The following is a 14,048-nucleotide window of genomic DNA, read 5'->3' on the forward strand; positions in this document are numbered from 1 at the left end:
ATCCAACTGATAATATTTGGAAATGGTCGGGGAGACAGGATTCGAACCTGCGACATCCTGCTCCCAAAGCAGGCGCGCTACCAGACTGCGCTACTCCCCGATGCACGCGCGCCTTAGCGTTCGAGCGCCGCCGGCGTCAATGCCCGAAAATCATGTCGAGCCACATATATTGCGCGGACAAATAAAAAGGGCGGACCATATAGGCCCGCCCTTCGAAATCTCGCCGTGGCAGAGATTAGTGCGCGTTCGCAACGTTCTCAGCAACGTTAGCGGCGTTAGCAGCTTCGTTGGCGGCGTTCGCGGCGTTGTCAGCAGCGTTGGCGGCGTTCTCGACAACGTTCTCGACGACGGCGTTCGAAGCGTTCGCGGTTTCGTTGGCCGGCTTCTCACCGCAAGCGGCGAGGGCCATCAGGCTGGCCGAAGCGAAAACAACAGCGATCTTCTTCATTGTGTACGGCTCCCATAGCATTATGCCGCGTCTGGCACGTTACAAATGTGACCCTACGCGAGCGACCCGCATTAACGTGTGCGCTGCACAAATCAATGCTTTTCTGACGTCGGTGAAACGGCAGAATCACGCGACGGGGCGTTCTCTACTATAAAAGTTCAGTTAATGCCCAATGTTTCTGGCGCATTCGCAGCAATGTTCAGCGTGACCGCCCAGGCGGCGACATTCTGGCGCAGCTGCGCGGGATCGATCTTATCCAGCGTGTCGTCAGGCGTGTGGTGAATATCGAAATAGCGGGTCCCGTCCTGCTGCAGGTCGATCACCGGAATGCCGGCCTCGACCAGCGGTTCGATGTCCGATCCGCCATGCGCCTTGTCACGGCTCGGCACGATGCCCAGCGGCGCCAGCCCCTGCGCGATCCTGGCCGAAAGCGCTTCATGGCCGGCGGGCAGGGTGAAGTCGACTTTCCACACCTTGTCGGCGCCGAAGTCCGATTCCAGCACCAGCGCATGCGGCTCCTTGCCATGGGCGGCATAATAGGCGCGGCCGCCATTGCCGCCCACTTCCTCGGCGCCGGCGAACAGGACGCGGATCGTGCGGCGCGGCGTGCCGGCCTTGGCCACCTGCAACGCGGCGGCGGCCACGATGCCACAGCCCGACGCATCGTCGATCGCGCCGGTGCCCTGGTCCCAGCTGTCGAGGTGACAGGCGGCGATAATGACGCCGGCCTTGGGATCGCTGCCGGAGATTTCGGCGATGACATTGCCCGACGGCTGGTCCTTGGCGGTCTTCGACACGGCGGTCAGGTGGACGCGGATCGGTTGGCCGCGCGACACGATGCGCGCCATCTGCTCGGCATCGGGTACGCTGACGGCCACGGCCGGGATCGGCGTCACGCCATCGGCCCACATCTGCACGCCGGTATGGGCAATGCGGTGATGATCGGTGCCGATCGACTTCACCAGGATCGCGATCGCGCCCTTCTTGGCGGCGATGCTGGGGCCCTGGCGGCGCGCGGCGCCATAATAGCCATAGCCCGACCCGTCCTGGGCGGCGACCATGTCATGGCTGACGAACACGATCTTGCCCTTCACCGCGCTGTCCGGCGCGGCCTGCAGGTCGGCGATGGTCGGGAAATAGGCGATTTCACCCTCGATCCCCTGGGCCGGGGTCGATCCGCTGTTGCCCAGCGCCGCGACGACCAGCTTCTGCGGGAAGGGGGCGATGATCGCCGCTTCGTCATGGACGCGTTCCCACAGCGGCATCTTATAGGGTTCGATGCGGACATTGGCGAAGCCCAATGCCTTGAGCTTGGCGGCGGCCCATTCGCGCCCGCGCGCTTCGAGCGGCGTGGCGGCCGGGCGCGGGCCGACTTCGGTCGTCAGCCCTTCGGTAATGTCCCAGGCGACATCATCCTTCAGGGCGGCTTCGCGAATCGCGGCGTCGCTGGCCGGAGCGGCCTGGACCAGAGCGGGAGTGAAGATGCTGCCAAGGAGCAGGGCGGCGAGCGGGCCCGATCGGATTTTCTGCATGGCTGAAGGCTTACTGAGACATACCCCATTTGCCAATGGCTTCCGCCTTCGCTAATTCGGCGCAAATTTTCCTGTCCATACCCTTTGGAGCTGCGCGAACCCATGTCCGCCTCATCGCAATATGCCTATGTCATGAAGAACATGACAAAGACCTTCCCCGGCGCGCCCAAGCCGGTGTTGAACAACATCAATCTGCAATTCTATCGCGGGTCCAAGATCGGCATCGTCGGCCCGAACGGTGCGGGCAAGTCGACCCTGATCAAGATCATGGCCGGCATCGACACCGACATCAGCGGCGAAGCCTGGCCGGGCGAGAATGTCACCGTCGGCTATCTGCCCCAGGAGCCGCAGCTCGACCCGACCAAGAATGTGCTGGAAAACGTCAAGGACGGCGCCCGCGAGATGGCGGACAAGCTGGACCGCTTCAACGAGATCAGCATGATCATGGCCGATCCGCCGGAAGACGTCGATTTCGACGCGCTGATGGAGGAAATGGGCACGCTGCAGGAACAGATCGACGCCGCCGATGGCTGGACGCTCGACAACCAGCTCGAAATCGCGATGGAAGCGCTGCGCTGCCCGCCGTCGGACTGGTCGGTGGAAAGCCTGTCAGGCGGTGAAAAGCGCCGCATCGCGCTCACCCGCCTGCTGATCCAGAAGCCGGACATCCTGCTGCTCGACGAACCGACCAACCATCTTGACGCCGAAAGCGTCACCTGGCTGGAAAACCACCTCAAGGAATATGCCGGGTCGGTGCTGATGATCACCCACGACCGCTACTTCCTCGACAATGTCGTCGGCTGGATCCTGGAGCTCGATCGCGGGAAATATTTCCCCTATGAAGGTAACTACTCCACCTATCTGGAGAAGAAGGCCAAGCGCCTGGAGCAGGAAGACCGCGAGGCGACCGGCCGTCAGAAGGCGATCAACGACGAGCTGGAGTGGATTCGTCAGGGCCCCAAGGGCCGCCAGACCAAGTCCAAGGCGCGTATCGCCAAGTTCGAGCAGCTGGTTGCATCCCAGGAAAATCGTGCGCCCGGCAAGGCGCAGATCGTCATCCAGGTGCCTGAGCGCCTGGGCGGCAAGGTGATCGAGGCCAAGGGCATTTCCAAGGCCTATGGCGACAAGCTGCTGTTCGAGGATCTGTCCTTCATGCTGCCGCCCGGAGGCATCGTTGGCGTCATCGGTCCGAACGGCGCGGGTAAATCGACCCTGTTCCGTCTGATCACCGGTCAGGAAACCCCCGATTCGGGCGAGATCGACATCGGCTCGACCGTGCGTCTGGGCTATGTCGACCAGAGCCGCGACCATCTCGATCCGTCGAAGAATGTCTGGGAAGAAGTCTCGGATGGCCTCGATTACGTCAAGGTCAACGGCCATGACATGTCGACCCGTGCCTATGTCGGCGCCTTCAACTTCAAGGGCCAGGACCAGCAGAAGAATGTCGGCAAGCTGTCGGGTGGTGAGCGCAACCGCGTCCACATAGCCAAGATGCTGAAGCGCGGCGGCAACGTGCTGCTGCTCGACGAACCGACCAACGACCTTGACGTCGAAACGCTGGCGGCCCTGGAAGAGGCGATCGAGAATTTCGCCGGTTGTGCCGTGGTCATCAGCCATGACCGCTTCTTCCTCGACCGTCTGGCGACCCACATCCTCGCCTTCGAAGGCGACAGCCATGTCGAATGGTTCGAAGGCAATTTCGAGGCCTATGAGGAAGACAAGCGCCGTCGCCTGGGCGATGCCGCCGATCGTCCGACGCGCCTTGCCTATAAGAAGCTGACGCGCTGATCTGATCGGGAGGCTGGAAACGGCCTCTCGCTAAATGGCGTCAGAACAATGACTTGAAACGCCCGGTGCCCCTCGGGACACCGGGCGTTTTGTCGTTCCATCGCGCTGGCGGTAACGAAGTTGCAATATCTGCAACGCCGGTGCCGCCCTTCGCAATTGCGAAAGAACGCGCTGCGCTGCACATAGGAGAGGCCTTTCAGGCATCCTCTCCTAAAACTTATCAAGGCTGGCCTTTCGGGGCTGGCCCTTTTTTTGTCCTTCGAACGGGCGTTTTCAGGCAGGGCCAACTCACGCGGGAATCGGGCAGGTCGCGGCCGGCCGGGCCAACGCGGCATTCTTCAGGAAATCATGGTCCGTCAGCGCGTCGAGAAAGGCGAGCAGAGCAGGCATGTCGACATCGATCAGCATCGGCGCGGCGTGGCGGCGGATCGCCGATTCGATCGTCGGCGACTGGCCATCGTGCAGCCAGGGGCCAGTGACGGCGACATTGCGCAACGACGGCGTGCGGAACTGCTCGGGCGGCGGCTCGAAGCCCGGCGGCAGGGGCTTGCCGCCATAGGCCGCCGCATCGACCTCCTGCGGCGCAGCGGTGCCGACATAATGGGTCTTGCTGTCGGTGAAGTCCGGCCCGGAATGGCAGCTGCCACAGCCCGCTGCGGCAAATTGCCTGGCCCCACGCTGCGCCAGTGGCGACAATTTGCCGCGATCATGGGCGCTGCCGAAGGAGATCATCGTCCGCTGGAACGCCGCAAGAGCCGCGGTCACCCTTGCGAAGCCCAGGTCATCCGGTGCGTCGGGGAAGGCGGCCGCAAACATCCGGCGATAGCAGGGATCGGCGCCGATCCGCCGGGCCAGCCCGACATCGTCCTGCGCCAGCCCCATCTCGACCGGCTTGGTCCCGGTCATCGGCACCATCGCCTGCTGCTCCAGCGTCGAAAGGCCAGCCTCAGTCCAGGTCAGGCCGCTGCGCCACGCGACATTGGCAAGGCCGGGCACATTGCGCACGCCTATCTCGCCCATCACACCCCTATGGGTGGCCAGGCCATCGGCAAAGCCCTTCTCCTGCTGGTGGCAATCGGCGCAGGCCATGCTGTCATCGGCCGACAGGGTGCGATCATAAAAGAGCCGGCGGCCAAGCGCCACCTTGGCCGCGCTCATGCCGTTGTCGGACGGTATGGCGGGCGCTGCAACGCCAGCGGGCAGGGCAGGCCAGCGCCAGGCGGGGCGCGCAGCCCCCAGTCCCGTCGCCAGCAACGCCGCCCCGATGATCGCCGCTCCACCCACTCGCATCCGCTGTCCCCTTCCCCGCGCATGACGAACCAAGGCTGACCGATCCGCAGGCCGAGGTAAAGGGGGAGGGGGCGAGCGTACTCGATGGGAGTGGAGGATGATGGTCGTCGCCAGATGCTATTACTTCGGGCGACGTCGGAGGCTCTCTGTCGACCGAACGGCTGCTGAGGGTGGATAGCGGAATGTCGGCTATTGGGTATGTGGCAGCGCCTTGCTGACATGTCGCTATGAGCCAAGATCGTGTAACGCGAGAGCCAAAGATGGTGCCTTGATGATGGCGAAAGTCGCCACGCCGCTGCGCCAGAGGCGTTTTGGATACCCGGCCGGCGAAGGTGAGAAAGCCTCGAACCCGGCGACCTCGCAAAGGTGATTTTTCGGATCAGCGTCGATGACGGCGATGAGAATGTCGCCGTGGAGCGGATGTGGGTTCTCGTCAGTGAGCATATAGATGGCGGGTATATGGGTATGCTCGACAATGAACCCGGTGCCATCGCAGAGAACGATGAATTTTGGCTCGGAAAAGAGCTTCCATTTCCCGCGAGACGTGTCATCGATATCGAAGGAAAAGACGAGAAAGCTGTTGCACTTGCACGTCAGGAACCGCTTCGGCGTTGGTCGCCACAATAATTATATCCGATCTGCGAGAGCAAGGGCCGTGACTGACGTGGCGAATTGGTTGTCAGCTGTCAAAGCCCGACATCGTCATTGCTCGCTAGCCACTGCTCGATATCAGCGGCACCGCCGCCAGCCGGTCGGCCGACGTCAGGAACAATGTCTTGCGGTCCTCGCCGATACAGCAATTGGCGATCGCCTTGCCGGTGCGGATCTTGCCGAGCAGCCTGCCGTCCGGCGCGCAGACATGAACGCCGCCGGGGCCGGTGGCAAAGACCGTGCCGTCGGGCGCGGTCTTGATGCCGTCGGGCAGGCCCGGCTCGCCCGCGGCCAGTTCGCTGGCCATGTCGCGGAACAGGCGCTGCCCTGTGGGCATGCCGTCCGCGCCCAGGCTGTAGGCCAGAACCTGTGGCCGCTTCTCGTCCGACAGTGCCAGATACAGCGTGCGGCCGTCGGGCGAGAGGGTGACGCCATTGGGCCGGCGATGGCTGCCGTCGATCAGGGTCACCGTGCCGTCGGGCGTCAATCGATAGAGGCCGTTGAAGCCAATCTCGCGCAGCGAGGACGTGTCGCCATCGGTCAGGCCATAGGGCGGGTCGCTGAAATAGATGCTGCCATCGGCCGCGATGGTCAGGTCATTAGGGCTGTTGAAGCGCTTGCCCTGATAGCGGTCGGCCAGGATGGTCCGCGCCCTGGTCTTGAGGTCCACGCGCACGATCGCGCGCGTGCCGCTGTCGGCGCCGACCAGATGGCCGTCCCGGTCGATCGCGATGCCGTTGAGGCCGGCTTCGCGTATCTCCTTGGGGATCGCGGTCTGCAGGCCCGATGGCGAGAGGAAGGGCGACACGCCATCCTTGCGGGTCCAGCGATAGACGATGTTGGACGGCGGATCGCCGAACAGCAGCGCGTCGATCGGCGCGGCCCAGGTCGGCCCCTCGGCCCAGCGATAGCCCTGCGCCAATATTGCCACCTGCGCGCCGGGCGCGATGATGCGGTCCAGCGCCGGGTCGATCCGATCGATCCGCGCGGCGGGCAGGTCGGCAGCATGTGCGAAGGCGTGGGTCAGCGGCAGGGCGGCCATCCCGGCCAGCAGGGTGCGACGATCGATCATGCAGACAGGCTAACCGAACGATGCTCCGCCGCCGAGCGATAGATCGCCTCGATCACGCGCAGGTCGGCCAGCCCCTCCTCACCCGCGACGATCGGCGCGGTGCCGTTCGCGATGCATTCGGGCAGATGGTCGAGCTGGGCGGCAAACTGGTTCTTCGCCGGCGTCGGCAGGCTGCGCGGCGCGGTCACGCCATCCTTGCGGATCGTCATTGTCTGGCCGCTATATTGGGTCGCGGGTTCCATATCGATCCAGCCCTGGGTGCCGATCACCCGATAGCCATTATGGGCCGAACTGTAGCTCGACACGCAATTGGCGATGATGCCCGACGGAAAGCGCAGCATGAAGTCGATCCGGTCCTCCACGGTGGCAAAGCGCGGATCGCCGCGGTCGGTGCTGGCGATGGCGCTCACCTCCACCGGCTCCTCGCCGGTCAGGTAGCGCGCGGCGTTGAGGCTGTAGATGCCGATGTCCATCATCGATCCGCCGCCCGACAGGGGCCTGTCGAGCCGCCATTGCCCGGCCTTGATCGGGAAGCCATGTTCGGCGGTGATGATCCGCGTCGGCCCGACATGGCCGCCGCGCGCCAGCTCGATCGCCAGCTTGTTATAGGGCTCGAAGCGCGAGCGATAGCCGATCATCAGCTTGCGGCCGGCCTTGGCGCAGGCGGCGATCATCGCCTGGCATTCGGCCACCGACACCGCCATCGGCTTCTCGCACATCACATGCTTGCCCGCCTGCGCAGCGCGGATGCTATATTCGGCATGCAGGCTGTTGGGCAGGACGATATAGACGATGTCGATATCGGGATTGTCGCGGATGCGGTCGAACTCGGCATAGCTGTAGCGATGCGTTTTCGGGATGCCATATTGGTCGCCATATTGCGCCAGCTTGGCCGGCGTGCCGCTGACCAGCGCGACCAGCTTCGCATGCTCGCAGCCGGCGAAATTGGGCATGATCTGCTGCGTGGCATAATAGCCCAGGCCGACAATGGCATAGCCCAGCTTGCGCTGTGGCGCGGCGCAGGCGGCCGTGCTGCCCATGCCGGCCAGCACCAGCCCGGCGCCGATGCCCCCCATCAACTCCCGTCGCGAACGATCCATGCGGCGTCTCCCGCCAAGAGGGTGGTGTTCAGTCCGCGGCGCGGCTCAGGGCCGGGCGCATCCAGCCGAAATGGCTGGCGGCGATGGCGACCTGGGTGCGGTTGCGGACGTTGAGCTTGCGCATCAGCGCGGTCATATGGACCTTCACCGTCGCCTCGGCCATGCCCAGCTCATAGGCGATCTGCTTGTTGAGCAGGCCGGAGTGGACGCAGCGCATCACCTTCATCTGGGTTGGCGTGAGATGTGGGGCTTCGGGGACCATCTGGTCCTGGCGATCGAGAATGTGCAGATCCTGCATCCTGCCTCTCCCTCTGATTGATCCGCGTTGAGGCCTTGTTCGGCCCAAGGATTCGTTAGCGCTAACGATACTGGAATCAGTCAGACAGGTTCAAGCGAAAATTTGCAATATTCGGGAAATAACCTAGCGCATGGCCGAAATGCGGCTATAACCTGTCTAACAGATTTTCGGGATTCGTCCAGCGAATGACCGGCTACGCATAGGAAAGAGAGGGTGGGGATGGCGTTACCATATCGTCGATCGGTGCCATGTGGCCGGGCGTTCAGCCAGGGCGAACTACAGGGAGGCATTGGCCGATGACCCCCGCCGATTATCGCCTGCTGATCGCCGCCGTCATCGGCATCGCCCTTTCCATCGCCCTCATCATCCGGGGCCGGCTCCATCCTTTTGTCGGCCTGCTCTGCGGTGCCTTCACCGTCGGCCTGATCGCCGGCCTGCCGATGGAGGAAACCGCCAAGGCGGTCGAAAAGGGCGCGGGCACCATATTGGGCGGCACCGGCCTGGTCGTGGCGCTGGGCCTGGGCCTCGGCGCGATGCTGCAATTGTCGGACGGCGCCGGCGGCCTTGCCCGCTCGGCGTTGCGCATCTCCGGCGTGAAGGGCGCGCCCTGGGCCAGCCTGTTCACCGCCATCGTCATCGGCCTGCCGCTCTTCTTCGAAACCGGCCTCGTCCTGCTGCTGCCGATCGTCGCGTCGGCCGCCGCCGCGCTGCCCGCCGGGCAGAATGGCGATACCGCCAAGCTCAAGCTGATGCTGCCCGCGCTGTCGGGCCTGTCGGTCGTCCATGCGCTGGTGCCGCCGCATCCCGGCCCGCTGCTCGCGGTCAATGCGCTTGGCGCCAATCTCGGCCTCACCCTTCTCTATGGCCTGATCGTCGGCATCCCGACCGCGATCATCGCCGGCCCGCTGCTGGCCCGCTTCACCGCGCCCGGCGTGAAATTGAACCCGCCGCTGCTCGATCCGGTCAAGGTCGATGTCGCTACCCCCTCGGTCGGTCGCGCGCTCGCGGCCGTGCTGCTGCCGGTGGTGCTGATCGCCGCGGGACAGGCGGTGGCGCTGCTGCCGGCGTCGGTCGCGCCGCATTTCCACTGGCTCGGCTGGGTCAGCGATCCGGTCGTCGCACTGCTGATCGCCGTGCTGGTGGCGCTGCCCTTGCTGTTCGGCCGCCGCATCACAGACGCGAAGATCCAGAACGCGATCTGGACCGAAGCAATGATCCCGGCCGGCGGCATCATCCTGGCGATCGGCGCGGGCGGCGCTCTCAAGCAGGTCCTGGTCACGGCCGGGCTTTCCGATCTGCTGGTCCGCTTTGCCGCCGGCGGCGCCATTTCGCCGATCCTGCTCGCCTGGGGCGTGTCGGTCTGCATCCGCCTCGCCACCGGCTCCGCCACCGTCGCCACCATCACCACCGCCGGCGTGATGCAGGGCCTCGTCGCGGCCTCAGGCGTGGAGCCCGAATGGATGGTGCTGGCGATCGGCGCGGGCTCGCTTTTCTTCTCCCACGTCAATGATCCCGGCTTCTGGCTCGTCAAATCCTATCTCGGCACCGACATGCCGGGCACGTTCAAGACCTGGTCGATCATGGAAACCGTGGTCGCGGTGGTCGGCCTGCTGCTGGTGCTGGTCGCGAGCAGCATCTTCTGACCAGAGCGCTGCTGACGCTTGTCGTCGGCAGCCTCTCATGACTAGGAGGCAGCGATGCGGAAAATCGATCCACAGGTGCGCCGATGAACCAGGCCCGATTGTCCGACCATGCCTATGCCGGCATTGTCGAGATCATCAACGACCAGGATCTGGCGGTCGGCGATCGCCTGCCGTCGGAAGCGGCGCTGGCGGAGCGGTTCGGCGTCTCCCGCGCGATCGTGCGCGAGGCGCTGGTCCGCCTCGCCTCGGACGGCATTACCGAGGCGCGGCGGGGTGCCGGCTCCTTCGTGAAAAGCCGCCCGTCGCAGCGGCTCGCCGCCTTCATGCCGGCGACCGAACTGCCCGCGACGCTCGGCAGTTACGAGGTCCGCTTCGTGCTGGAGGCGGAGGCTGCGCGCCTCGCCGCCACCCGCCGCAGTCCGATCGAAATGGCGCATGTCGAGGAAGGGATGGAGATGCTGCGCACCGCCCTGCTGTCGAGCGAGCCGGCCCATGCCGAGGATATGGAACTGCACCGCCGCATTGCCGAGGCGACCGGCAACCCGGCCTTCCTGATCGCCTTCGACGCGCTCCATGCCGATGTCGACAAGGTGATGCGCGCCGGCGTCGACATCAGCCGATCGCGCCCGCCCGAGGTGATCGCGACGATGCTGCGCGAACATGAACAGATCGTCGCCGCCATCCGCGCCCAGGACGCCGAAGGCGCGGCCCTCGCGATGCGCTGGCATTTGTGGGAAGGGCGGCGCCGGCTGATGCCGTGAGGGTGGGCGGATAGCGGGCCTCTACCCTCGCCTGCTCGGAGGAAGAGAGTTTGCGACATTCGCTGAGGTGGCGGCGTTGGGTAGATAGCGAAAGGACGGTGTTGGAGTTAAACAGCTGAATTAACGCTCATTGCGCTATCGTCTGCTCCGATAAGCTGTAGTTATGGAGATAGACGAGCTACGCGGATGCTTGGTAACCATCTTGGCTGTTGAAGAGCGAGAAGCTACTGACTGGGTTGAAGTGGAGCGGCTGCCTATCGAGCTTCTGCGGGAACTGCCAATCGACGCCACGCCAGAAGCTGTTCATCGCTACCTTGATGACGCGGATATTCGCTCCCGTAAAAGCGCATGCGCAGCACATTAGAGGCAGGAGGTGCGTCGATACGTCGATTTCGGAGAGTGTGATGACAGCATTCCTGGTCCTTGGTAGGGATGTGCTCTATTCCTTCCGGCTGGCGCAGGCATTGTTCAATGGTTGTTGCTGTAGTGACGTGAATGTCTGCAAGTGATGGATAGTGTTGAAGAAGTCGGTGATTGTCAGTTTCTGACGTTGGGGTGAAATCGGTTCCCGGTGTCACGCTGGGGCAATGGCCGACTGGATCGGGATGAGTTTCGCGAGCTTGCGTAGGTTCTGGGCTGTGGCTGCGAGGTGGAACTCATCTTTTGCGCCATTTGGTCCTCGTAGGCGCAAGCGATCGAGCTTCAGGATACGCTTGAGATGGGCGAACAGCATTCTCGACCTTCTTTCGCTCACGCCGGAATGTGACATAGGCGTCGGTCTGGGACCGATCCCTCGCCAGATCGCGCGCGCCTTCATGGACTGATCGCATCACCTTGCGCGCGGGATGGCCGGGACAGCATTTGGGCTTGAGGGCGCAGGATTGGCAGTCGTGCTGACTGGCGCGGTAGCGCATGAAGCTATCCTTATCGACGCCGGGCCGTGGGCTGGCATAGTTCCTGCAGTGCTTGCCGCTGGGACAGGCATAGAGATCGTTCCGGTGGTCATAGCGGAACGCGGTGCGCTGGAAGCTGTCGGTCCTGCGGCTTGCATGGTTGAGGAGGCTCGATGCCGCGTTCATAGACGAGCCAGGCAAGATTAGCCGCATCGCCATAGCCGGTATCGGCAGCTAACCGCTGGGGCCAGATGCCGAAGCGCTCCTGTGTCCTGTCGATCATCGTTCGCTGCGCCGTTACCTCAGCCTGACGGATCGCGGTGCTGGCCTCCACATCTACGATCACGGCATTAGCCAGATCGATGAGGTAGTTGGTACTGTAGGCGAAGAAAGCCTGCCCACCATGGGCACCCGTCCAGCGTGCTGCCGGATCAGCCGGCCACAGATATTTGGGCGTGACGGGCGACGCCCTCCGAACGCAGCTTCGTCGAGCACCTCCAGATACTTACTCCCGAACAGCATGATTGATGATATCCGGCGGTAGCCCCTCTGCGACGGGAACGCCGCACTGGCGATTGGCGTCGGCCTTGATCAGACTGGCGTCCACAGCAAAGCCTTCGCCATCAGCCAGTTCTTCCTGGATGCAGCGCGAGACGGTCATCTCGAACAGCTGCCGTAACAGATCACTGTCCTGGAAGCGGCCGTGCCGGTTCTTCGAGAATGTTGAGTGATCGGGCACGGATCCGTCGAGACCGAGGCGGCAGAACCAGCAAGAGGCCAGATTGAGATGCACTTCCTCGCACGGCCGCCGCTCAGGCCGGATTCCCAGACAATAGCCGATCAGTAGCATCCGGATCATCAGTTCAGGATCAATCGAGCGCCGGCCCGTCTCGCTATAGAATGACCGCAGCTTCTCCCAGATCCCGTCCAGATCAACGAAACGATCCACCGCCCGCAACAAGTGGCTCTGGGGAACATGATCTTCCAGGCTGAAGCTGTAAAACAGCGCCTCCTGCATCACCGTCCAATCACCCATCATCAGCCTGTCTCCTAACAACAAAGCCAGTGAATCAGGGCCGCGCCATCACTGCAAGGCTGGGTTTTCAACAATATCGGTCGTTGGATGTCATCGCAAAACCGCCGGCTATGCGAAGGGGGGCTGTCCTATTTGGCGCAAGCCTGATCTATTCGAACCATGGAAAGTCGTCTCGATTTTGGCTGTACTGCTGACATTGTCGCTTTGGTGTCGCTTCGAGGTCGCCTGACTGCCGCGTCATGGGCGCGTAGCACGCGCAAATGGCCCGAAATGCCCTAACGGCACTGTGAACTTCGGACGAAAATAAACTGTCGCGTCGATTGCTGCGCTGACCGCCGGATGTTTGCGCTGTCCTACAAGCCGTCATCCAGCCTAAACTCAATCTGCTCCTTGATCTGTTGAGCCCCTCTCGCGCCTCATGGCCGCATCAGGCTGTCGGCTTTTTCTCGAAGCCGTTCAGCGCCTCGACCGGCGCGTTTGCCGCCTCGATCCGCGCGACCTTTGCTGCGGGCGGGCCATCCTGTGCCAGCGTGACGAAGTGATCGACCATGTCCGCCTCGCCCTGCACCAGCGCCTCGACACTGCCATCCATCCGGTTGCGAACCCAACCTGTGAGGCCCAGGCTGCGGGCGGTCTCGACCGTCCAGTTGCGATAGAAGACGCCCTGCACCTGGCCGAGGATCATCAGGTGGCGGGCGATGACCAGCATCAGCGGATCCGCTTGATCCAGGTCTGACCGCCTTCGCGCACTTCGGTGGTGAAATTGGGGATGGCGGCGATCAGATCGGACAGGCGCTTGAAGCCATAATTGCGCACATCGAAGCTGGAGCGGTTGCCGACCCGCTGGCCGACCGGCCCCAGCGCGACGAAACCGCGCTCGTCCCGCTTCGCCTCGTCATAGGCATCAATCAGCAGGCGCACGACTTCCGGGTCCACAGCCGCGCCGGTGCCCGCCGGTGCAGGCGTCGCCGCCGTCGGGGGCGAGGCCGGCGTTGCGGCGGGCTTTGCAGCCGCGCTGCTCTTGGCCGGCGTCTTCTTCTTGGGTGCTGCCGCCGGTTTGGCCACCGGCACCTCGACCGGGCGCAGAGCCGCGACGTCGATGAAGCGGGTGCAGGCGCGGCGGAAGCCTTCGGGCGCATTGGCGTTGCCGAAGCCATAGACCGGAATGCCGTCCTGGCGCAGGCGCGTCACCAAGGGGGTGAAGTCGCTGTCACTCGACATCAGGCCGAAGCCGTCGACGCGCCCGCTGGACAGCAGGTCCATCGCGTCGATCGTCATCTTCATGTCGGTGGCATTCTTGCCCTTGGTCAGGTCGAACTGCTGCTGCGGCTCGATCGCCTGCGCGACGGAGAGCGCCGCCCAGGTCTTGAGCGTCGCCTTGTTCCAATTGCCATAGGCACGGCGGATATTGACCGTGCCCAGCTCCGCCAGCACGGTCATCACCGCATCAAAATGGGCCGCCGACGCATTGTCCGCGTCGATCAGCAGGGCGATATTGCCGCGCCCTTCCTGCCGCATGGGCATGATGCGCCTCCC

General features: G+C 63.7%; 12 protein-coding genes, 1 tRNA gene and 1 pseudogene. 3 read left to right on the forward strand and 11 right to left on the reverse strand.

What is annotated here, in order from left to right; genetic code table 11:
* Window positions 1-23: 23 nt before the first annotated feature.
* The 3 genes from DIZ22_RS06120 to DIZ22_RS06130 form a co-directional block, all read right to left on the reverse strand.
* Window positions 24-100 (reverse strand) — tRNA-Pro (locus DIZ22_RS06120).
* A gap of 135 nt (window positions 101-235) precedes the next feature.
* Entirely contained in the window at window positions 236-448 is a 213-nt protein-coding gene (locus tag DIZ22_RS06125; protein ID WP_004212530.1) for a hypothetical protein, read from the reverse strand.
* Window positions 449-606: 158 nt separating this feature from the next.
* Entirely contained in the window at window positions 607-1,980 is a 1,374-nt protein-coding gene (locus DIZ22_RS06130) for a M20/M25/M40 family metallo-hydrolase (protein WP_048936508.1), read from the reverse strand.
* 102 nt (window positions 1,981-2,082) lie between these two features.
* On the opposite strand from DIZ22_RS06130, the gene ettA reads away from it, so the two are divergent.
* On the forward strand, window positions 2,083-3,768 hold the full coding sequence (gene ettA / locus DIZ22_RS06135) for an energy-dependent translational throttle protein EttA (RefSeq protein WP_048936676.1): 1,686 nt from the start codon (window positions 2,083-2,085) through the stop codon (window positions 3,766-3,768).
* 288 nt (window positions 3,769-4,056) lie between these two features.
* Here ettA and DIZ22_RS06140 read toward each other — a convergent pair whose 3' ends face one another.
* From DIZ22_RS06140 to DIZ22_RS06160, 5 genes are all read right to left on the reverse strand, one after another.
* Window positions 4,057-5,058: a cytochrome-c peroxidase gene (locus DIZ22_RS06140; protein WP_048936507.1), complete on the reverse strand. Its 1,002-nt coding sequence runs from the start codon at window positions 5,056-5,058 to the stop codon at window positions 4,057-4,059.
* A 225-nt stretch (window positions 5,059-5,283) separates the two neighbouring features.
* Window positions 5,284-5,682, reverse strand: a complete 399-nt coding sequence (locus tag DIZ22_RS06145; protein ID WP_048936506.1) for a hypothetical protein — start codon at window positions 5,680-5,682, stop codon at window positions 5,284-5,286.
* An 88-nt stretch (window positions 5,683-5,770) separates the two neighbouring features.
* Window positions 5,771-6,781, reverse strand: coding sequence for an SMP-30/gluconolactonase/LRE family protein (locus DIZ22_RS06150; protein ID WP_048936505.1), 1,011 nt, complete (start codon window positions 6,779-6,781; stop codon window positions 5,771-5,773).
* A complete protein-coding gene (locus DIZ22_RS06155) occupies window positions 6,778-7,881 on the reverse strand; it encodes a Gfo/Idh/MocA family oxidoreductase (protein WP_048936504.1) in 1,104 nt (367 codons plus the stop codon). The genes DIZ22_RS06150 and DIZ22_RS06155 overlap by 4 nt, the downstream gene beginning before the upstream one ends.
* A gap of 28 nt (window positions 7,882-7,909) precedes the next feature.
* Window positions 7,910-8,179 carry a LuxR C-terminal-related transcriptional regulator gene (locus tag DIZ22_RS06160; RefSeq protein WP_004211034.1) on the reverse strand — a complete coding sequence of 90 codons (270 nt, stop codon included), beginning with the start codon at window positions 8,177-8,179 and terminating at the stop codon, window positions 7,910-7,912.
* 296 nt (window positions 8,180-8,475) lie between these two features.
* Between DIZ22_RS06160 and DIZ22_RS06165 the strand changes: the two genes are divergently transcribed.
* Both DIZ22_RS06165 and DIZ22_RS06170 read left to right on the forward strand, forming a co-directional pair.
* Window positions 8,476-9,822, forward strand: a complete 1,347-nt coding sequence (locus tag DIZ22_RS06165; RefSeq protein WP_048936503.1) for a gluconate:H+ symporter — start codon at window positions 8,476-8,478, stop codon at window positions 9,820-9,822.
* A gap of 83 nt (window positions 9,823-9,905) precedes the next feature.
* Entirely contained in the window at window positions 9,906-10,583 is a 678-nt protein-coding gene (locus tag DIZ22_RS06170) for an FCD domain-containing protein (protein ID WP_017501752.1), read from the forward strand.
* Between the two features lie 574 nt (window positions 10,584-11,157).
* On the opposite strand, the pseudogene DIZ22_RS06180 reads toward DIZ22_RS06170, so the two are convergent.
* From DIZ22_RS06180 to DIZ22_RS06190, 3 genes and pseudogenes are all read right to left on the reverse strand, one after another.
* A pseudogene (locus DIZ22_RS06180) lies at window positions 11,158-12,515 on the reverse strand (IS1182 family transposase).
* Window positions 12,516-12,939: 424 nt separating this feature from the next.
* On the reverse strand, window positions 12,940-13,221 hold the full coding sequence (locus DIZ22_RS06185; protein WP_048936500.1) for an acylphosphatase: 282 nt from the start codon (window positions 13,219-13,221) through the stop codon (window positions 12,940-12,942).
* A complete protein-coding gene (locus DIZ22_RS06190) occupies window positions 13,221-14,036 on the reverse strand; it encodes an NYN domain-containing protein (RefSeq protein ID WP_048936499.1) in 816 nt (271 codons plus the stop codon). Before DIZ22_RS06190 ends, DIZ22_RS06185 begins: the two co-directional genes overlap by 1 nt.
* Between the last annotated feature and the right edge of the window lie 12 nt (window positions 14,037-14,048).

It is taken from the genome of Sphingobium sp. LF-16 (assembly GCF_003711185.1).
GTDB lineage: Bacteria > Pseudomonadota > Alphaproteobacteria > Sphingomonadales > Sphingomonadaceae > Sphingobium > Sphingobium yanoikuyae_A.

Bases quoted from the DNA above. Each gene is read 5' to 3' on its own strand.
- DIZ22_RS06125 (WP_004212530.1), bottom strand. From the start codon at position 448: ATGAAGAAGATCGCTGTTGTTTTCGCTTCGGCCAGCCTGATGGCCCTC.
- DIZ22_RS06130 (WP_048936508.1), bottom strand. From the start codon at position 1,980: ATGCAGAAAATCCGATCGGGCCCGCTCGCCGCCCTGCTCCTTGGCAGC.
- ettA (WP_048936676.1), top strand. From the start codon at position 2,083: ATGTCCGCCTCATCGCAATATGCCTATGTCATGAAGAACATGACAAAG.
- DIZ22_RS06140 (WP_048936507.1), bottom strand. From the start codon at position 5,058: ATGCGAGTGGGTGGAGCGGCGATCATCGGGGCGGCGTTGCTGGCGACG.
- DIZ22_RS06150 (WP_048936505.1), bottom strand. From the start codon at position 6,781: ATGATCGATCGTCGCACCCTGCTGGCCGGGATGGCCGCCCTGCCGCTG.
- DIZ22_RS06155 (WP_048936504.1), bottom strand. From the start codon at position 7,881: ATGGATCGTTCGCGACGGGAGTTGATGGGGGGCATCGGCGCCGGGCTG.
- DIZ22_RS06160 (WP_004211034.1), bottom strand. From the start codon at position 8,179: ATGCAGGATCTGCACATTCTCGATCGCCAGGACCAGATGGTCCCCGAA.
- DIZ22_RS06165 (WP_048936503.1), top strand. From the start codon at position 8,476: ATGACCCCCGCCGATTATCGCCTGCTGATCGCCGCCGTCATCGGCATC.
- DIZ22_RS06170 (WP_017501752.1), top strand. From the start codon at position 9,906: ATGAACCAGGCCCGATTGTCCGACCATGCCTATGCCGGCATTGTCGAG.
- DIZ22_RS06185 (WP_048936500.1), bottom strand. From the start codon at position 13,221: ATGCTGGTCATCGCCCGCCACCTGATGATCCTCGGCCAGGTGCAGGGC.
- DIZ22_RS06190 (WP_048936499.1), bottom strand. From the start codon at position 14,036: ATGCCCATGCGGCAGGAAGGGCGCGGCAATATCGCCCTGCTGATCGAC.